This is a genomic window from Paraburkholderia sp. Ac-20340, assembly GCF_017104965.1.
GTDB lineage: Bacteria > Pseudomonadota > Gammaproteobacteria > Burkholderiales > Burkholderiaceae > Paraburkholderia.
Genome location: NZ_JAAGPR010000007.1, coordinates 190,176 through 210,618 on the forward strand (window position 1 = coordinate 190,176; position 20,443 = coordinate 210,618).

Sequence of the window (20,443 nt, forward strand, 5' to 3'; positions counted from 1 at the left end):
TCATGCGGTGAGAGGACGATCGAAAACGGTCTTGCCGCCGCGCACGACACGCGTACACAACGGACGGCCAATCCAGTAAGCGAGTTCAGCGAGCGATTGCACTTGCCACACCGCGAAATCGGCGGGACGGTTCACGGCCAGCGTGCCGTGGCGTGCGGCGTCGCCGAATGCGCGCGCGGCGTGCTGCGTCACGCCTTGCAGCACTTCGGGCACGGTCATGCGGAACAGCGTCGTCGCCATATTCATCATGAGCAGCAGCGAAGTGGCCGGCGAGGTGCCCGGATTGCTGTCGGTCGAAATCGCGATGGGCACTTCGTAGCGGCGCAACAATTCGAGCGGCGGCAACTGCGTTTCGCGGATGAAGTAATACGCGCCCGGCAGCAGCACCGCCACGCTGCCCGCTTCCTTCATCGCGGCCACGCCCGCTTCGTCGAGAAACTCGAGGTGGTCGGAAGACAGCGCGCCGTATCGCGCGGCCAATGCCGCGCCGCCGCTATTCGACAATTGCTCCGCGTGCATCTTGACCGGCAGATTGCGGCGCGCAGCGGCTTCGAACACGCGCTCGCTTTGCGCAAGCGAAAAGCCGATGCGCTCGCAGAACACATCGACGGCATCGACGAGACCTTCGTCCGCCAGCGCGGGCAACATACGCTCGCAGACTTCGTCGATATAGGCGTCGGCGCGACCCGCGTATTCGGGCGGCAACGCGTGCGCGCCGAGAAAGGTCGTGCGCACCGTGACCGGATAGCGCTCGCCCAGTTGACGCGCGACGCGCAGCATCTTGCGCTCCGCGTCGAGTTCGAGGCCGTAGCCCGATTTGATTTCGACAGCCGTGACGCCTTCGGCCAGCAAAGGCTCCAGGCGCGCCGCCGATTGCGCAAACAGCGACGCTTCGCTCGCCGCGCGCGTGGCGCGCACGGTCGAGACGATGCCGCCGCCATTGCGCGCGATTTCTTCGTAGCTCACGCCGGCGAGGCGCTGCGCGAATTCATCGGCGCGCTGGCCGCCGTAGACAAGATGCGTATGACAATCGACGAGACCCGGCGTGACCCACGCGCCTTGCAGGTCTTCGCGCGGCCACGGCGCGAAAGCCGCCGGTAACGCCGCTGCCGCGCCCATCCAGACGATGGTGCCGTTTTCCACGGCAATCGCGGCATGCTCGATGGTGTCGCGCGGGTCGCCCTGCGCGCACAGATTCAGGTTGTGCCAGACAGTCTGGTTCATGGCTTGATGGACTCCAGTGCGATGGCGAGCAAGGCGCCCTCGCCTTCCGTCTCGATGCGTGCGTAACGCACGGCATCCGTGGTGTCTGTGGTGTCCGTGGTATCGATACGCAGCGTATCGCCTGCGCCCAGCGCAACGCGTTGCGCGCCGCTCACACGAACATTCAAGGCACCGCTTGCGCAGTAGAGCAGCACTGTTTCGCCGCTGACCTCGCGCGTCACACTATCACGCCATATTTCGAAGGTTGCGCGCGCAACCTCACGGCGCACCATCAGATTGAAGTCGCGCGTAGGACCGTCGATCAGGCGTGCCGAAATGGGCGCTTCGCCGTCGAAACGCGCCACGTCCAGCGCGTTGGCAAGCGTGTGCGTACGCGCCTGCTCGCCCGTTTCGTCGAGCACCATGCCCGCGCCTTCCAGCAGCACGAGCGTACGCGCCACGCCGTCGAAACGCGAAAACGGCCCGGCCTGGGCGACGTCCGCGACGCTCACGCGCCACGCGAACGCTTCAGGCGAGCCGCTCAAAGCGATTTCGCGCGTGACGCCGCCGCCATTCTTCCACGGCGACGCCACCAGATCCGCGCCGCGCAGCAGCGTAAGCCGCGCGGCGGATTCAAACTGGGCAGCTTGCATGGCAGGCGTATGAATCATCGGCCCAGCATCGGCAGCTTGAGGCCCGCTTCGCGAGCGGTCTGCTGCGCGAGTTCGTAGCCGGCATCGGCGTGACGCATTACGCCCGTGGCCGGGTCGTTGTGCAGGACGCGGCCCAGACGCTCATGTGCAGCCTGCGTGCCATCGGCGACGATCACCACGCCCGAGTGCTGCGAGAAGCCCATGCCCACGCCGCCGCCGTGATGCAGCGACACCCACGACGCGCCGCCCGCCGTGTTGAGCAGCGCGTTGAGCAGCGGCCAGTCGCTCACGGCGTCCGAACCGTCTTTCATCGATTCCGTTTCGCGGTTGGGGCTCGCGACCGAACCCGTATCCAGGTGATCGCGGCCGATCACGATCGGCGCCTTCAGTTCGCCGTTCTTGACCATTTCGTTGAACGCCTGACCCAGACGATAGCGATCCTTCACGCCCACCCAGCAGATACGCGCGGGCAGCCCCTGGAACGCGATGCGCTCGCGCGCCATGTCGAGCCAGTTATGCAGATGCGGATCATCGGGAATCAGTTCCTTGACCTTGGCATCGGTCTTGTAGATGTCTTCAGGATCGCCCGAAAGCGCGACCCAGCGGAACGGACCCTTGCCTTCGCAGAACAGCGGGCGGATATACGCCGGCACGAAGCCCGGGAAATCGAAGGCGTTTTCCACGCCCATTTCCAGCGCCATCTGGCGGATGTTGTTGCCGTAATCGAGCGTGGCCGCGCCGCGTTCCTGCAGCGTGAGCATGGCCTGCACCTGATGCGCCATCGACTGCTTCGCCACCTTGACGATGCTGTCCGGCGCAACCTTTTGCGCCTCGCGCCATTGCTCGACGCTCCAGCCTTGCGGCAGATAACCGTTGATCGGATCGTGCGCGCTGGTCTGGTCGGTCACGCAGTCCGGCGTGATGCCGCGCGCCACGCATTCGGCGAACACATCGGCGGCATTGCCGAGCAGACCGACCGAAACCGGCTTGCCCGTCTGCTTCGCTTCTTCGACGATCGCAAGCGCTTCATCGAGCGTCTTCGCCTTGCGGTCCACATAACGCGTCTTCAGACGAAAGTCGATGCGCGTCTCGTCGCATTCCACCGCGATCATCGAGAAACCCGCCATCGTTGCGGCCAGCGGCTGCGCGCCGCCCATGCCGCCTAGGCCGCCCGTGAGAATCCAGCGGCCCTTGGGATTGCCGTTGAAATGCTGGTTGGCCACCGAGTAGAACGTTTCGTAGGTGCCCTGAACAATGCCCTGCGAGCCGATATAGATCCAGCTGCCCGCCGTCATCTGGCCGTACATCATGAGGCCCTTGCGGTCGAGTTCGTGGAAGTGCTCCCACGTGGCCCAATGCGGCACGAGATTCGAATTCGCCAGCAGCACGCGCGGCGCATCCGCATGCGTGCGGAACACGCCCACCGGCTTGCCCGACTGGATCAGCAGCGTCTCATCCTCGTTCAGATCCTTCAGCGACGCCAGAATCTGGTCGAAGCATTCCCAGTTGCGCGCGGCGCGGCCGATGCCGCCATAAACCACCAGCGCGTGCGGATGCTCGGCCACTTCCGGGTCCAGATTGTTCTGGAGCATGCGGTACGCGGCTTCGGCCAGCCAGGTCTTGCAGACCTTCTCGCTGCCGCGCGGCGCGCGGATCGTGCGGGAGGGGTCGAGGCGGGGATCGGTGAAGTTCGGATGGTTCATGGCGTTCGTTCGTCTCGGGATGGAAGTTCGGGCGCGACCGGAAGGTTTTCCAACGTCTGCTTCAAGCGGCGTCGCGGCAACGTGAGAGCTAGTCTATCGCCGTTAAGTTGTATATACAACTCGTTTCAATAAAACAATCGTAGGGGCTTACCCTGGCGATTTTGCGGATTTATTGCATCAATCGAATGATTCCCGCCGATTCACGCCGATATGTTGAATAGACAAGATCACGCCCTCACACCGTCAGAAAAATTCGATATGAAGAATCCTTTCGATGCGGCTTATGCGTTACTAATATTTCTGTCTGGGACGTGATTCCTCCCGGCAAACGCCCCTCAACGCTCCAAAACGCACCATTTCACATGTCGTCCTGTGAGCGGGCGCGCCGGCTCCCGTGGAAGCCCGTCGATGGCTTTTCTGCGGACACCGGCGCCTCGCGAAGGCTGAGGCATGGCATCTCTGCGCATGTACGGCTTCGGCGCAACGCTCTGCGGCTTCGCGCTGACCTGCGTCCGCCTCGTCCTGCTTCTGGCGGCGGAGTCCGCGTTGCCCGCGCGCGCCGCAACCTGTGCGCCGCCTGCGCCCAGCGCCACGTCCTATACCGCCGATGGCTGCAACGGCACGGTCCCGGGCGGCACCTTCAACACCGGCGCCACGGCCTACGCGGCGGTGTTTCACGCGATCAATGCCGGCACCATTACCGTGACCGCGCCGGTCACGCTCGAATCGGCCGGCGACAACTCGACCGGCGCGTATGCCAACAACGGCGGCTCGATCGACTTCGGCGCAAGCACGAACGCGAGCACGATCAGCGTGATCGGCGCGCACTCCAACGGCGTCCATGCGTTTTCCACGGGTGCGTTCATTACGGGCAGCATCAACCTGACGACGAGCGGCGACCGCGCGCACGGCGCGTTCATGGACTACGGCGGCGTGATCGTCCTGCACGACTCAACGCTCGTGACGAACGGCTATCAGGCGGCAGGCGTCGCGGTGGCGACCGGCGCGTTCACGCTGAGCGGACCGAGTTCGATCCTGACGACCGGCGACGGCTCGCCAGGACTTTCGGCGACCTCCGGCAACTCGAGTATCGCCATCGATGCGCTCGACGGGCAGACCTCGGTGGTGACGACCGGCGCGGGATCGGCGGGCGCGAAGGTCGATTCCAGCGACACGATCACGCTGCGCGGCGTCGATCTGCGCACCATCGGCGATGTGTCGAACGGGCTCTACGTCTCGGGCGCGGGCAGCGTCATCACAGCCGGCGACACGACCGTCACGACGCTCGGCGCATCCTCGATCGGCGCACAGGTGCTGGCCAGCGGCAGCCTGACGCTGACAGGCGGCGCAATCTCGACGGGCGGCAGCGCCGCGACAGGTCTCGCGGCAGACGGCGCAGGATCGACAATCGTCGCGCAGGGCACGCATATTTCGACTTCCGGCGCGAACGCGGATGGCATCGACTTGACCCATGGAGCGCAACTGGCGCTCGACTCGGGCAGCGTGAGCGTCAGCGGCCAGAACGCGAACGCACTGCACCTCGCAGGCGCAGGCGCAGGCGATGCGACGACGCAAACCGCCCTCCTCGCGAACAGCACGCTCGCGAGCGCGCAGGGATCGGCGATCGACGTGCTCAATGGCGTGGCCGTGGTGCGGCTTGCGGGCGGCGCGGCCACCGGGCCCGCGTTGCTGACGCTCGAAAGCGTCACGCTGCCGAGCCAGATCGACCTTCTGGCAAGCGGTTCGGCGCTCCGCGGCGCGGCGCTCATGAGCGGCGCCGCCAGCACGGGCGCCATCGCACAACTGACGCTGGTCAACGGCACAAGCTGGACGATCACCGGCGATTCGATACTGACGGGCCTGAGCCTCGACAACAGCACCGTGGCGTTCGCTTCGCCCGCGCTCGCCGGGTTCCACACATTGACGCTCACCCGCCTGACCGGCGGCAACGCGACGCTCGTAATGAACACCTCGCTGGGCAGCGATACGTCACCGACCGACCGCGTCATCGTCAAGGGCGGCGCGGTGACGGGCACGACCGGCCTGCGCTTTCTCAACGCGGGCGGACGCGGCCAGGTCACCACCTACGGCATCCCGGTGATCGTCGTGCTGAATGGCGGCACGGCGCCAGCAGGCAGCTTCGTGCAGCTCGGGCGCGCTGTCGCCGGGCCTTACGAATATCATCTGTATCGCGCGGATTCGGGCAACTGGTTGTTGAGTTCGCAACGAATTCTGATCCCGCCGCTGCCACCGTTACCGCCCTCGCCAACACCGCCAACACCGCCCGCTCCACCCGGCCCGACGCCCACGCCATTGCCTGACTATCGGCCCGAAGTGCCGGTGTATCTCGCCAACGAATACGCCGCCACGGCCATGTTCATCCACACATTGCGCGACCGCATGCCAACGCTGCCCGCGAGCGGCAATAGCGCGTGGCTACGCCTGACCGGCCGCACCGATCAAGGCTCCGGCCCAGCCGATAACTACAGCGCGCGCACCAACACCATCGTCCTGCAGGGCGGCGGCGACATCATGCAGCGCGCGCTTTTCAGCGATGCAGACCGTCTGCACCTGGGCGCGATGGCGGCCTACGGCAACGCGCAGAGCGCAGGCTACGCGGCAGGCAACGACGCACAGGCCTCGGGCAGCACACAGGGTTACAGCGGCGGCGTGTACGCCACCTGGTTCGCCAACGCGGCCACGCAATCCGGCGCCTATGTCGATAGCTGGTTTCAGTACGCATGGTTCGATAACGCCGTGAACGGCAGCGACCTGCCCGGCGTCCACTATCACTCGCAGCGCATGCTGGCTTCGCTGGAAGGCGGCTGGGCATTCGCGCCCGGCTCGGACGCGAACTGGCAGATCGTGCCGCAGGCGCAGGCGATCTGGGTACACCGACTTGGCGTCGATACGACCGAGCCCAACGGCACCACGCTGAACGCCGGTGTCGGCAACGATCTGGTGACCCGTTTGGGCGTGCGGATCGTGCGCGCGCTGGAGCTTGCGAGCGCGTTGCTGCAATGCCACCTGACGCTCAACTGGTGGCACGACAGTTCGACATCGTCGGTGGACTTTAGCGGCGTCACGCTGGATCAGATCGCGCCTGCGAATCGCTATGAAGCGAGAATTGGCGTCGAAAGCGCGTGGTCGCCGCGCTGGAGCGGCATGGCGGAAATCGGCGGGGAATGGGGCCGCAGCGGGACCGCGGGCGATTATCGGCAATACGCGTTGCGGCTTGCCGCGCGTTACCGGTGGTAATGGCGAATAGCGCGGATAAAAACTTAAACCGATCCCGCGAGATGAAAACGCGAAGCCGGATGCCAGAGCCGCACCGAAGTGGCCACATGCCGCCCGACCCAGGTGCGCCGCAACAGCAGCAGGCAAGGCTCGCCGATCTCCATTTCGAGGTACTGACGCACGCGCGCGTCGGGCTTTTGCGCGTAGATGCGGAATTCCGCGCGCTGGATCGGCGCGAGACGCACCATGTAGTGATTGGGCGTTTCGACCGTGAAATCCTGCTCCAGATACTCGGGAAACACTTCGGGATTCACGTAGCGATCCTCGTACTGGATCGGCTCGCCCTCTTCGCTGTGCACGATGCGCGAATGGAACACGGGACCGGCGTCGAGTTCGAGCGCGGCGATGGCGCTTTCGTCGTCGCTGGCTTCGAGCGCGAGCACACGCGCCGCGTGACGATGGCCGCGCGCGGCGATTTCATCGGCGATATTGCGGATCTGCAGGACCGTCGATTCGTACTGGCGCGGCGCGACATACGTGCCCGAACCGCGCACGCGGTTGAGCACGCCCTCGGTCATCAGTTCGCGCAGCGCGCGCGACACGGTCATGCGCGCCACGCCGAACTCCTTGACCATCTCCGTTTCCGAAGGCACGACGTCACCGGGCTTGAGCGCGCCGCTCTCGATTTGCGCGAGGACGTGACGCTTGATCTGTTCGTAGGCGGGCAGCGACGAGTCTTTAGCCGGCTTCTTTTGCATGGTCTTCGTTCTGGTAATGGGCGGCATCGCGGCAAAACGCGACGAGGCGGCCAGATCGGCCGAGGCACATTGTACCGTCCGCCTTGCCGCCGCCCGCGCGCCCAGGCCCCGCTATTCAGGCATGCAAGGCGCACCGGTCCCTGCGCGGATTCGTTCACGGACTGCGTGCTAAGATCGGCCGCTATCCAATCTCACAACCCCGCGCAGGCGCCGCCGCGCCTGGCGAACCTGCGCGTTCCCGGCGAACCATCTTGCACGCACCGACCCAACTTCTCTTCCTGCCCGGCGCTTCGGGCGACCCGGCGTTCTGGCAACCGCTCGCCGATCATCTCGAACATACGGCCACGCGCCGCTTCGTGACGTATCCGGGCTTTGGCGGCGTGCCGGCCGATCCCGATGTCGAGCATTTCGAAGATCTCGTGCGCAAGGTCGTGCAGCAGATCGACCAGCCGACCGCGATCATCGCCCAGTCGATGGGCGGCGTGATCGCCATGCGCGCCGCGCTCGCGAAGCCCGCGCTGATCACCCATATCGTGCTGGCCGTGACGTCGGGCGGCATCGATACGCAGGCGCTGGGCGCGCAGGACTGGCGCGCGGATTTCGCCGCGCAGAACCCGCAACTGCCGGACTGGTTCCTGACGCTGCGCGAAGACCTCTCGGGCGAACTGTCCTATATCCAGCAGCCGGTGATGCTGCTGTGGGGCGACAACGATCCGGTCAGCCCGCTGGCCGTGGGCGAACGCCTGCTCGAACTGCTGCCGAATTCGGAACTCGACGTGGTCAACGGCGGCGGCCACGATCTGGCGAATGCGCATGCGCGCGTGCTCGCGCCGCTCGTCGACGAATTCCTGCTCGGCAGCCAGGCGGACTACGAGGAAGACAGCGACTTCGACGATGAAGACGACGAAGACGATCTCGACGAAGACGGCGACGACACCAACCGCCACGCCTGACCCCGCCTTTCGCGGCCCCGCTCGCTCATGCGCGGGGCCGCGTCCCTCCGGTTTGCATCCGCAAACCCGCCGCGCCGGCAATCTCAATTCTTTCAATTAGCATTCAATTCACGTCGATCTGACGTGAAAAGCCCGCTTGCGTCCGTTATTCCAGCTTGACATTCACACGGCATAAGGCGACTATTGGCCCGTTCGATAAACGAAACGATGTTCACATATCGAACACACAATAATAACAACGGGCCTGGCCGCTTCGCGTAACGCATGCACTGCGCCGCGTGAGGCACTTACGAACCCGCTGCGCCGGGGCTACACGCCTTTGAGCACAGGAGACGCGCCGCCGCTCGGCATCCTGACCACACGCCAAAGTCTGACTGAATCACGCGACCCACGCGCAGCCAGTCCGCCGCATGGGGACGGGCCCATCCGCACACGCACGCCGATCCTGACCGCCCTGGCCAGCAAGATGGCGACCGCTAGAAATAGCCACCGAAGCCACACGCAGCGTGAGCAATAACAGCATGAAAAGAGACCACAACCCCGGCGCACAAGCGCCTGCGAAGGGACGCGGCGTGGTTGCCGCCCTCGTCTATGTATTCGAACGGGTCATGCCCGATCCGTTTGTCCTGTCGATCTGCCTGACCGCCTTCGTCGCCGTCCTCGCGCTCGTCATCGCGCCGCACGGCAATGTGCCGACCGTGCTCGACGCCTGGTACACGGGCACCTTCGGCATCCTCGGTTTTGCGTTGCAGATGATCCTGATTCTCGCGACCGGTTACGCCATCGCCGAAGCGCCGATCGTCCAGCGCGGCCTGCGCGCGCTCGCCGCCCATGCGCAGACGCCCGCGCGCGCCGCGCTGCTGGTGTTTCCGGTCGTGGCGATTGCGGCCTGGCTCAACTGGGGGCTTGGGCTGATCGTCGGCGCCCTGCTGTCGCGTGAAATCGCGCGCCGCGTGAAGGTGGATTTCGCGTGGCTGGTGGCGGGCAGCTATTCGGCGTGGTCGATCTGCAATAGCGGCCTGTCCAGCTCGATCGCGCTGTCGCAGGCGTCGCACGGCAACGCGCTCAATCTGGTCGAAAAAGCCACCGGCCAGGTCGTGCCGCTCGCGCAGACGGTGTTCGCGCCGTTCGTGTTCGTGCCGACCGTGCTGGTGGTGGTCGTCATGACCTTCATCTTCATCCGCATGCACCCGAAGGCCGAAGACGTGGTGGCCTTCAACCAGACGGCCGAAAGCGCCGATAACGCCCCGAGCGACGACCCGCACGCGCGTATCAGCGACACGCCTTCGTTCGCCACGCGCCTCGAACAGTCGATGCTCGGCACGCTGCTGCTGATCGTGCTGGGCGGCGGCTATCTGGCGATGGAGTGGAGCGAAAAAGGCTTCGATCTCGACATCAACACGACGATCCTGATCTTCCTGCTGATCGGCCTCGCGCTGCAGCGCACGCCGATCGCCTATGCGAATGCGATCCGCCGCGCCGCGCGCCAGACCGGTTCGATGCTGCTGCAATACCCGGTCTACGGCGGCATCATGGGCATCATGAAGGGCACGGGTCTGGCGTCGATGATCGCCAAGGCTTTCGTGACGATCGCCACGCCCGTCACGCTGCCGATCTGGAGCTACCTCAGCTCGCTGATCATCACGCTGCTGGTGCCGAGCGCCGGCGGCCACTGGGCCGTGCAGGGGCCGTTCGTGCTGCCCGCCGCGCTGAGCCTGCACGCATCCGTGCCGCGCACCGCCATGGGCGTGGCGATGGCCGAAAACGTCTCGAACATGCTGCAGCCGTTCTGGGCGGTGCCGATCGTCGCGATTGCGGGCATCCGCATCCAGCGCGTGATGGGCTATACCGCCGTGACCTTCGCGGTGTCGCTGGTGATTTATGCGGTGGCGCTGTGGCTCGTGCCCTGAGTGCGATCCCGGCGCGATCTGATCCGCTAATCCGCTAATCCGCTGATCGCCTGATCGAAACGGCGCTGCGTGCCTGGTCACGTCGCGCCGTTTTTCGCTTTTTTCATCCCGCCTGCCGCAGCGCGCAGCGTCCGCGCAATTGCGCCACAATGGACAGCCGCGCTACGCGTTCCAGGAGCCTGCCGTGACCGCACACCCGCCGTCCAGCGACGATCTCGACCCGCGCCTGATCGATTTCGCGCGCGAAGTGTTCGATAGCGCACGCCGCGGCGAAGCGGCCACGCTCGCCACGCTGATCGATCAGGGCCTGCCGCCCAATCTGCGCAACGAGAAAGGCGACAGCCTCGTGATGCTGGCCAGCTACCACGGACACGCCGACGCGGTACGCGCGCTAATCCAGCGCGGCGCCGACCCCGACCTGCGCAACGACAACGGCCAGACGCCGATCGCCGGCGCCGCCTTCAAGGGCTTTGCCGATGTGGTGAGCGCGCTGCTCGACAATGGCGCCGACGTCGAAGGCGCCTCGCCCGACGGCCGCACCGCGCTGATGATCGCGGCCATGTTCAATCGCGTCGATATCGTCGATCAACTGCTGTCGCGCGGCGCGAATCCGCGTGCGCAGGACGGCGCGGGCAATACGGCATTCGACGTCGCCAACGGCATGGGCGCAACCGACGCAGCCGCGCGGCTCGCCTATGCAAGCGGCAGGACGGCCTGAATTCGCAGGCTGCTGCACACGCGTGGCGATGTCGCAGCGCCAAAATCATCGCTCGAATAATCACACGCCGAGTCACACCCTGGTGTCAGTCCTGGTTTGCATACGAGGCGCCGCCAGGCGACGCTATCCCTGTAGCCCGCGTATGCGGCACATGACTTGCTCTGACATCTTGTGTAACCCGTGATATTGTTGGGTTACCGGAGTCGTAGCGCCCAAGTGCCCGTCAATCGAACTCTGTCACCTTCGCGAGCGTCGCCATGAGTGATGTACGCCACCATCTGAGTCCGCGCGACCGCGTGGAATTGCTCTGCTGGCTCACCTGCGGGAGCCTCGGAGCGTACTATCTCAACGAATCCTGGCCCAATGCGGCCTTTCACGTGCAGGCGGCGCACAAGTGGCTCGACCGCCACGCGCGCGAAGCCGACTGGCTGGCCATCGCGCGGCTCACCGCCCTCGCGCAGGAAATCGCCAAGCAGCATGCGTGGTTCGTCGACGCCACATGGGCGCGCGACGCGGTCGAGGAAATTCTCGATACCGACGACCTCAACTATCAGGCCAAGCTGGTGCTGCAAGTGCTCAAGGACTGCGAGCTGGCGCTCGCCGACCGCCGCGCCGCCGATTGATTCCGCGCCTGCTTGCTGCAAAGGCTTCGGCAAACGCCTCGGCAAACTGAATCGCCGCACGTTTCTCCATCAAACGATGGAGGCGGCGGCGCTTTCGTCGCACCATACTCAGGAACGCAGCGCCGGCGCACCTTCAGAACATCGCGCGCAACGACCACAACGCGACGCAAATAGCCAACGCGACGCAAATAGCCAACGCGACGCATCCCGCGCCGCAACCGCAGCGTTATCTGATTTCCGACGCGCCTTGAATGGAATGAGCCGCCTTACACCGGCCGCGTTCGCAACCGCGACATCGGCCAATGCAAGGCGGATAACAGCGCGCCGCTATGACGGCTGCGGCGCCGGTTTGGCGTCGGCGCTGGCGCTGGTCTTCGGCGTCCAGCCGTAACCCAGCGCCTTATACAGACTGACGATCTGCGCGAGCTGCTGATCCTGCAATTGCGACTGCTGGATCTGCGCGGCGAACAGACTGCGCTCGGCGTCCAGCACTTCCAGATAGCTCGTGTAACCGCCCTCGTAGAGATCGCGCGACAGCGACGCGTATTGCGTGAGCGCCTCCACCTGGCGCGTGGTGGCATCGAGTTGATCGCGCGTGCGCGCCACGCCCACCAGCGCATTTTCGACATCGGCAAATGCCTGCTGGATCGTCTGCTGGTAGCTCAACAGCGCTTCCTGATGCTGCGCCTCGGCCTGATGCACGGAACCGGCGATCGCCCCGCCCTCGAAGATCGGTTGCGTGATCGAACCCGCGAACGACCACACGCGCGCCGGCCCGGTCCAGAGACCCGACAGCGCCGTGCTGGCCGCGCCGAACAGACCCGTGATCGAGATATCCGGGAAATACTGCGCGCGCGCCGCGCCAATCGAGGCGTTGGCCGCGATCAGCGTCTGCTCCGCTTCGAGAATGTCGGGCCGGCGCTCCAGCAAGGTCGACGGCAAGCCCGCCGGAATCGCCGGCGCTGTGAGTTGCGTGATGCTCTTGCCGCGCGGAATCGGCCCCGGATTCTGGCCGAGCAATAACGAAATTGCGTCTTCCTGCTGCGAGATCTGCTGCTGGATCGAAAACACCGAAGCCTGCGCCGATTCGTATTCCGACTTCGCCTGACTCAATTGCAGCTTCGACACCACGCCGCCCGCGAAGCGCTGCTCGAACAGATCGAGCGAACCTTCGCGGCTGTGCAACGTTTCCTGCGCGATCGTCAACTGGTTGTCGAGATCGCGCAGTTGCAGATAGCCGGTTGCCACATTGGAAATGATCGCGATACGCGTCGCCTGCTGCGCCGACTGCGTGCCCAGATAATTGGCGCGCGCCGCTTCCGTCAAACGCCGCAAGCGCCCGAACAGATCGAGTTCCCAGGACGCGACGCCTTCCAGCTGCACCTGATTGCCGACCATCGGCGGATAACCGGGCGCGGGCACGCCACGGCTGCGCGAGCCGCCGAAATTCGCGCTGACCTGCGGAAACAGGCCCGCGCGCGTCACCACGTAGCGGCCGTAATACTCTTCGACGCGCGCCGCCGCGATGCCCAAATCCTTGTTCTGCGCCAGCGCCTTGTCGATCAGATCGTCGAGTACCGGGTCGTTGAACTGATTCCACCAGTCGATCGATGCGGGATCGACGGCCTCGCCATTCGCCGAGGCGTAGCGGAACGTCGCCGGCGTTTCGACGGTCGGCCGATGATAGTCGGGCCCGACCGTGCAGGCCGCGAGCAGCAGCACGCTCGCGGCGATTGCGGTGGGACGCCATGCACGCTTGAGTGTCGGGTTCATGGCTTCAACCCTCCTGCGCAGGCGGCAGTGCCGGCGGCGGCGATGGCGAAGGTGGCGAAGGTGGTGTATCGGCCGCCTTGGACTTCTTGCGCGACGACAGCGTTTCGAGCCCCCAGAAGAACATCGGGATGAAGAACAGCGCGATCAGCGTGGCGCCAAGCATGCCGAAGATCACGCCCGTGCCCAGCGAGCGGCGGCTCGCCGCCGATGCGCCGCTGGCGATCGCAAGCGGCACGCAACCCAGGATGAACGCAAGCGACGTCATGATGATCGGGCGCAAACGCAGTTTCGCGGCGTGCAGCGCGGCCTCGTATGGCGACATGCCCTCTTTCTCGCGCATTTCCACCGCGAACTCGAAGATCAGAATGGCGTTCTTCGCCGCCAGCGCAATCAGCACCGTCAAGCCGATCTGGAAGTACACGTCGTCTTCCATGCCGCGTATGAAGATGCCCACCAGCGCGCCGAAGATCGCGAACGGCACCGCCATCAGCACGCCGATCGGCAGCGACCACTTCTCGTACTGCGCCGCGAGAATCAGGAACACCATCAGCAGGGCGAACGCGAACACCATCGCCGCCGTGGAACCGGCCTTCTTTTCTTCGTAGGCCTGACCGCTCCATTCGTAGCTATAGCCGTCGCCGAGCGTTTCCTTCGCGATTTCCTCCATCGCCGCGATGGCCTCGCCCGAGCTATGGCCAGGCGCTGCATCGCCGCTGATCTTCGCCGCCGGGAAGTTGTTGAAGCGATTGACGATGTCCGGGCCCGGCACGAAACGCACGGTCGCCACGGCCTTGATCGGCACCATGCTGCCGGTGCGGTTACGCACATAGAGCTGCTGGATGTCGTCGGGGCGCGTGCGGTATTGCGGTTCGGCCTGCACGATCACCTGGAACAGACGGCTGCCCTTCGGGAACTGGCTCACGTAGGACGAACCGAACATCGTCTGCAGTGCCGTATAAACGTCCTGCACCGGCACGCCCATGGTTTCCGCTCGCTCGCGATCCACCTCCACCAGCAACTGCCGCGAATTCGTGTTGATGGTCGAATTCACGCTGCGCAAGGCCGGATTCTGGCGCGCCTTGGCGATCATCGCGCGCACCTTCTGCTCCAGTTCCTGATAGTTGCCGTCGCCCGTGCTTTGCAGCCAGAACTCGAAACCGCCCGTCGTGCCCAGACCCGGAATCGACGGCGGATTGAGCGGCACCACCGCGCCTTCCTTGAAGGTCGAGAAATACTTCTGCGCATCGCGGATCAAATCCTCCGCGCTCCCGTTCGCGCCACGATCCTTGAAGCCCTTGAGCGTGATGAACAGCGTGCCCGCGTTGGACTTGTATTGCGAGTCGATCAGACTGAAGCCGATCGGCGCCGCCACCGAACTCACTGCCGGCTGCTTCGCGAACCAGTCTTCGGCCTTCTTCGAGAGATCGCCGGTACGGTCGAGACTGGCCGCATCGGGCATCACGACCGCGCCCAGCAGATAACCCTGATCTTCCACCGGCAGGAACGACGAAGGAATCGTCTTGAAGAGCCCGCCCGTGGCCACGATCATCACGACGATCAGCGCCAGCGACAGCGTCACGCGGCGAATCGCGGTCTGCACCCAGCTGCCGTAGCCGTTCGTGAGCTTCTCGAACTTCTCGTTGAACCAGCGAAAAAAGCGGTTTTTCTTCTTTTGATGGTCGTCGGGCTTGAGCAGGATGGCGGCGAGCGCGGGCGACAGCGTCAGCGCGACAATACCCGAGAGCACCACCGACACCGCCAGCGTCACGGCGAACTGCTTGTACAACTGCCCCGTGATGCCGGAAAGAAACGCCACCGGAATAAACACCGCGAGCAGCACGAGCACGATCGCCACGACCGGCCCGCTCACTTCGTCCATCGCGCGTTTGGCCGCCTCTTTGGGTGGCAGCTTGAACTCGCTCATATTGCGCTCGACGTTTTCGATCACCACAATCGCATCGTCAACCACGATACCGATCGCCAGCACCATGCCGAACAGCGTCAGCATATTGATCGAAAAGCCGAATGCCTCCATGCCGATAAACGCGCCGATGATCGACACCGGCACCGCGAGAATCGGCACGAGTGTCGCGCGAAAGCTCTGCAGGAAGATGAAGACCACCAGAATCACGAGAATCACCGCGTCGCGCAATGTGTGCACGACTTCGCCGATCGACTCGCGCACGAACTCGGTCGTATCGAGCGCAACCTCGTATTTGAGGCCCGGCGGGAAGTTCTTCGACAGTTGCTCGAGCGTCTGCTTGACCTGCTTGGCCACCTGCAGCGCGTTTGCGCCCGGCTGCTGATAAACCGCGATCAGCGTGGCCGTCTTGCCGTTGTAGCGGCCGCGCAGCGAGTAGTCCTTCGCGCCCAGTTCGGTATGGCCGATGTCCTTGATACGCACGATGGCCGCATCGCCCGAGGCCGCGCGCAGAATGATGTCGTCGAATTGCGAGGGTTCGGTGAGCCGCCCTTTGGTCGCCACCGGGAAGGTCTGCTGCACGGGTCCATCGGTTGGCGCCTGACCTAATCGCCCCGCGGAGAACTGCTGGTTCTGCGCGCTGATGGCGTTCTGCACGTCGGAAACCGTGATGCCCAGCCGCGCCATGCGGTCGGGCTTGAGCCACACGCGCATCGCGTAGTCGGCGGAACCGAAGATGGTCGCCTGGTTCGCGCCCGGAATACGCTTGAGCGCGTCGAGCACATAGACGTTCGCGTAGTTGGCGACATAGGACTGGTCGTAGGCGTTATCGGGCGAATAGATGGCGATCACCATCATGAACGCCGACGAACGCTTCTGCACCGACACGCCCTGCGCCGTCACCGCATCGGGCAGCGTGGGCAGCGCGAGGTTCACGCGGTTCTGCACGTCCACCTGCGCGAGCGACGGGTCCGTGCCGATGTTGAAGTACACGGTGAGCGTCATGTTGCCCGTCGAGGAACTCGACGAGTTCATGTACATCATGTTGTCCGCGCCGTTGACCTGCTGCTCGATCGGCGCGGCGACGTTCTGCGCGACGATGTCCGCACTCGCTCCCGGATAGGTCGCGCTCACGGTGATCTGCGGCGGCGAGATATCGGGGAACTGCGCGATCGGCAGGTTCAGCATCGACACCATGCCGGCGACCACGAGAATGATCGACAGCACCGACGCGAAAATCGGCCGGTCGATAAAGAAGTGGGAGAACTTCATCGCTCAACCTCCCGCGGCTTGCGAGAGGGTCACGTCCACGCGGCGGGACTTGTCGGCCGGATCGGAGGCGACCACGCGCGCGGGCTTGCGCATGTCGATACGCGCGTCCTGCACGCCCGCGACGATGAGCGCCGAGCGCACGGTGTCGGCGCGCGCGTGCGCGAGCTTTTCGTTCGCGGCCATCGAGCCGGTGGAATCGGTGTAGCCGGAAACCACCACGCGCGTGGCGGGCGACGCGACCAGACGCTGCGCAACCGCTGCGAGCGCCGATGCCGATTGCGCGTCGAGGCTCGCGCTGCCGCTCGTGAAATAGAGCGGCGTGCGGGCGGCGGGGTTATTGGCATCTGCGTTTGCGCTGGCGTTTGCATTTGCGCTGGCGTTTGCGCTGGCATTGGCGTTCGCGCCGCTAGCCGCAGCGGCATTGGCTGCGCCATTCGCGCTATTGGCGCCAGCCGCGCCGCCTGCTCCCGCGGCATTCGCCTGCGCCACCGGCGCCCGCACCAGATGCGCCTTCACCGGCGCGCCCGGCATCAGGCGCAACGTGTTATCCACCACCACACGATCGCCCGCATGCAGGCCCGAACTGATCACCCAGTCGTTACCGTTCCATTCGCCGGTTTCGACCGAACGCTGCTGCGCCTTGCCATCTTTATCGACGGTCCACACGAACGCGCCGCGCGGCCCCTGAATCACGGCATTCTGCGGCACGGCGATCGCATTCGCGCGATCCGCGCCGCGCAGCTTGATCCGCACGAACTGGCCCGGACGCAGCGCGCCGGTGGGATTCTGCACGGTCGCGCGAATCAGATACGTGCCGGTTTGTTCGCTTAACGAAGCATCGGCAAAGGCAATGCGGCCGGTGTACGGATAGGTACTGCCGTCCGCGAGCACGATATAGGCTTCGAGCTTGTCGATCTGCGGCAGCTTGAGCGTGCCGTTTTTCGTTTGCGTGCGCAGATTCAACATCTCGTTTTCGGAGAGCGAAAAGTTGATCCACATGGGATCGAGTTTCGCGACGTAGGTCAGCAGACTATTGGTGGTGTCGATATACGACCCGTCCTGCTTCTTCGCGAAGCTCGACAGCCCCGTGACCGGCGCGGTGATCGTCGTATAGCCCAGATTGAGCGTGGCGCTCGTGACATTGGCGCGCGCCTGTTCGAGCGCGGCCGCGGCCGCCTGTTGCTGGCCGATCGAATCGTCGAGGTCTTTCTGGCTCAACGCATTCTTCGCAACGAGCGGTTTGACGCGATTGAGATTAGCCTGCGCCGTATCGAGCCGCGCCTTCTGCTGCGCGTATTCCGCGCGCGCCGCATCGAGCGCAGCCTGGAACGGCTTGCGATCCATCTGGAACATCACGTCCCCTTGATGGACCATCGACCCTTCTTCATAGATGCGCTTTTCCAGAAAGCCGCTCACGCGTGCGCGAATCTCGACCTGCTGGGAGCTTTCCGTCTGCCCGACGTAATCGAAAACGACCGGCACGTCGCGCAGCGCGACGTCGATCACATCCACATTGGCGGGCGGCGGCGCCGATGCTACCGGCGCTTTGTCGTGGCACGCAGCTGCCACGACGACCAGACCCAAGGACAAGCACAAACGTGCTACCCGATATCCGCGTGTCATGCTTTTCTCCGTTGTCGACGATCTACGCTGGACCGACGAACCTGGGCGAATCCCCGCATACGGGATGTGCTGCGCCGCCTCAAGCTCGGAGAGGATCTTACTGCGTTTCCTCAGAGTGCACGATCACGTGTGCCATTCAAAGCACACCTTATTTATTGTCAATCAATTTCAAAGCCATGCAATGAAACAAATACGCAATATGTTTCGCGGTTTGAAATGAATTTAATTATGGATTGCAAACGTTTATACGTGTCTTTAACGCATTCATTCGATATGGCGAACGATGCCGAACTCCGCGCCGGGTAATGAGCGAATCAGTAACGCCATGGCATCGGGCACGCGGCCGCGCTCGAGTTCGACATGCAGGCAGGCCAGTTCGAGGCGTCGATCGATATCGATGCTGTGAACGCCCATGGCATCGCCGAGCAGGCCATGCAGCAGACATCGCGCGAGTTGTGCATTGGCAGGCGCCACGCGCACCGTCATCTGCACGGTGAGATGACGTGCGGGTCGATGCGGCTTGGCACAACGGTGCGTGGAAGCAGAAAGGTGCGTGAGCAGCGATGCCATATGAGCCAGGCGCATGCCGCCGGTTGCGGCGCGCAATGTTGTTTAACATGGCTCGATTCTAGAAAGCGTCGTGCTAAAACCGCATAAAGAAATAAGCGGCGCGCGCCAATATTGCATAGCGCGCGCCGTATTTGAAGCGAATGCTTCAGTCGAGCGGCCGTCCTGCCGGTTCGCGAATCATCGGCAAGGCAATCAGCGAAACCGCGCCGCAGCCGATCAGATACCACGCCGGCGCGAGCGGATTGTCGAACAGTTGAATCAGCCACGTGGCGAAAAACTGCGCGAAGCCGCCGAAGATCGATACTCCCACGCAATAGACAATCGACATGCCGGTGACACGAATCGATTGCGGAAAGAGTTCGGGCAGCATCACGATATTCGGCACGGCCGTAAAGGCCACGATCACGCCCAGCACCGCCACGACGCCCAGCACGGCCGGCACGGTGGGCACCGAATGAATCAGCATGAAGGCCGGATAAATCACCGCGATCAGCAGTACGCGCGACACGCCGAGCACGCGCTTGCGCCCGTACCGGTCGGACAGGATGCCCGCAAACGGCGAACACGCCGCCGTCACCAGCGCGGCCACGAGCGCCGCGCTCATGCCCACCGACATCGGCAAGCCGAGGATCTTGATCGCGTACGTGGACATGTAGAACAGCACGATATAGTTCGCAGCCGTTCCGCCGATCGTGGTGAGCACCCCCGCCACCAGCGCGGTACGGTGATTCGCAAAGATTTCGCGCAGCGGGCGCGCGGCGACGGCGACCGGCGTATTGGCGTCGACGGGTTCGGCGTGTTCGAGGGTTTCGTCCAGATGGCGGCGGATATACACGCCCACCGGCACCACCAGCATGCCGATCACGAACGGCACGCGCCAGCCCCAGCTATGCAGCGCGGCGGGCGACAGCGCGGTCGTGAGCGCCACGCCGAGCAGCGCGCCGCACACCGTATTGAGCGCCTGGCTCACGAACTGCCAGCTACCGTAGAAACCGCGCGAGCGGTCGTCGGCGTATTCGAGCAGCATGGCGGTCGAGGCGCCCACTTCCCCGCCCACCGCGAAGCCCTGCACCAGCCGCGCCAGCACGATCAGCGCGGGCGCCGCGAGGCCAATCTGCGCGTAGGTGGGCGCGAAGGCGATCAGCGCCGAGCCCAGCGCCATCAGCCAGAGCGTGAGCGTCATGGCGGCCTTGCGGCCCGCGCGATCGGCGAATGCGCCGATCATCACGCCGCCGAGCGGCCGCACGATAAAGCCCACACCGAAGCTGCCCACCGCGAGCAGCAACTGGTTCAGCGCGCCATGCACCGGGAAAAACAGCGTGCCGATGGTGGTCGCGAAGAAGCTGTAGACCGTGAAGTCGAAAAACTCCAGGCCGTTGCCCAGCGTGATCGCGGCGATGGCCTTCGCGCGCGAGGCACGCGTAGCGCGTGTCGGGCCGTGCGCGGCGTCCGGGTCGGTGTGCAGGGTGGTGGCAGTCATCGTGGGTCTCCTGTCAGCCCGGGCGGGTGCGATGCCCTTGCCCGGG

At 64.5% G+C, this 20,443-nt stretch carries 14 protein-coding genes; 5 read left to right on the top strand and 9 right to left on the bottom strand.

Going from position 1 to position 20,443, the window contains the following annotated elements:
- The 3 genes from hutI to hutU are packed head-to-tail and all read right to left on the bottom strand — an operon-like array spanning position 1 to position 3,559.
- Positions 1-1,224, bottom strand: coding sequence for an imidazolonepropionase (gene hutI / locus G3N59_RS12025; RefSeq protein ID WP_205982828.1), 1,224 nt, complete (start codon positions 1,222-1,224; stop codon positions 1-3).
- Entirely contained in the window at positions 1,221-1,874 is a 654-nt protein-coding gene (locus G3N59_RS12030) for a HutD family protein (protein WP_241023388.1), read from the bottom strand. The genes hutI and G3N59_RS12030 overlap by 4 nt, the downstream gene beginning before the upstream one ends.
- Positions 1,871-3,559: a urocanate hydratase gene (gene hutU, locus G3N59_RS12035; protein ID WP_205982829.1), complete on the bottom strand. Its 1,689-nt coding sequence runs from the start codon at positions 3,557-3,559 to the stop codon at positions 1,871-1,873. The genes G3N59_RS12030 and hutU overlap by 4 nt, the downstream gene beginning before the upstream one ends.
- Before the next feature lie 450 nt (positions 3,560-4,009).
- Between hutU and G3N59_RS12040 the strand changes: the two genes are divergently transcribed.
- Positions 4,010-6,817, top strand: coding sequence for an autotransporter outer membrane beta-barrel domain-containing protein (locus G3N59_RS12040; protein ID WP_205982830.1), 2,808 nt, complete (start codon positions 4,010-4,012; stop codon positions 6,815-6,817).
- Positions 6,818-6,840: 23 nt separating this feature from the next.
- On the opposite strand, the gene hutC is transcribed toward G3N59_RS12040, so the two are convergent.
- Positions 6,841-7,554, bottom strand: coding sequence for a histidine utilization repressor (hutC, locus tag G3N59_RS12045; protein ID WP_241023389.1), 714 nt, complete (start codon positions 7,552-7,554; stop codon positions 6,841-6,843).
- Positions 7,555-7,805: 251 nt separating this feature from the next.
- Between hutC and G3N59_RS12050 the strand changes: the two genes are divergently transcribed.
- From G3N59_RS12050 to G3N59_RS12065, 4 genes are all read left to right on the top strand, one after another.
- A complete protein-coding gene (locus G3N59_RS12050) occupies positions 7,806-8,507 on the top strand; it encodes an alpha/beta hydrolase (RefSeq protein ID WP_205982832.1) in 702 nt (233 codons plus the stop codon).
- A 521-nt stretch (positions 8,508-9,028) separates the two neighbouring features.
- On the top strand, positions 9,029-10,417 hold the full coding sequence (locus G3N59_RS12055; RefSeq protein ID WP_205982833.1) for a TIGR00366 family protein: 1,389 nt from the start codon (positions 9,029-9,031) through the stop codon (positions 10,415-10,417).
- A 184-nt stretch (positions 10,418-10,601) separates the two neighbouring features.
- The gene (locus tag G3N59_RS12060; RefSeq protein ID WP_205982834.1) at positions 10,602-11,135 is read left to right on the top strand and encodes an ankyrin repeat domain-containing protein; all 534 of its coding nucleotides are present in this window, start codon (positions 10,602-10,604) and stop codon (positions 11,133-11,135) included.
- A 257-nt stretch (positions 11,136-11,392) separates the two neighbouring features.
- Entirely contained in the window at positions 11,393-11,758 is a 366-nt protein-coding gene (locus G3N59_RS12065) for a hypothetical protein (protein ID WP_205982835.1), read from the top strand.
- A 327-nt stretch (positions 11,759-12,085) separates the two neighbouring features.
- Here G3N59_RS12065 and G3N59_RS12070 read toward each other — a convergent pair whose 3' ends face one another.
- The 5 genes from G3N59_RS12070 to G3N59_RS12090 form a co-directional block, all read right to left on the bottom strand.
- The gene (locus G3N59_RS12070; RefSeq protein ID WP_205982836.1) at positions 12,086-13,531 is read right to left on the bottom strand and encodes an efflux transporter outer membrane subunit; all 1,446 of its coding nucleotides are present in this window, start codon (positions 13,529-13,531) and stop codon (positions 12,086-12,088) included.
- Positions 13,532-13,535: 4 nt separating this feature from the next.
- Positions 13,536-16,724: a multidrug efflux RND transporter permease subunit gene (locus tag G3N59_RS12075; protein WP_205982837.1), complete on the bottom strand. Its 3,189-nt coding sequence runs from the start codon at positions 16,722-16,724 to the stop codon at positions 13,536-13,538.
- A gap of 3 nt (positions 16,725-16,727) precedes the next feature.
- Complete coding sequence (locus G3N59_RS12080; protein ID WP_346777878.1) at positions 16,728-18,314, bottom strand: efflux RND transporter periplasmic adaptor subunit; 1,587 nt, start codon at positions 18,312-18,314, stop codon at positions 16,728-16,730.
- A 297-nt stretch (positions 18,315-18,611) separates the two neighbouring features.
- On the bottom strand, positions 18,612-18,932 hold the full coding sequence (locus G3N59_RS12085) for a hypothetical protein (protein ID WP_205982839.1): 321 nt from the start codon (positions 18,930-18,932) through the stop codon (positions 18,612-18,614).
- 130 nt (positions 18,933-19,062) lie between these two features.
- Complete coding sequence (locus tag G3N59_RS12090; RefSeq protein ID WP_205982840.1) at positions 19,063-20,397, bottom strand: MFS transporter; 1,335 nt, start codon at positions 20,395-20,397, stop codon at positions 19,063-19,065.
- Positions 20,398-20,443: the final 46 nt, after the last annotated feature.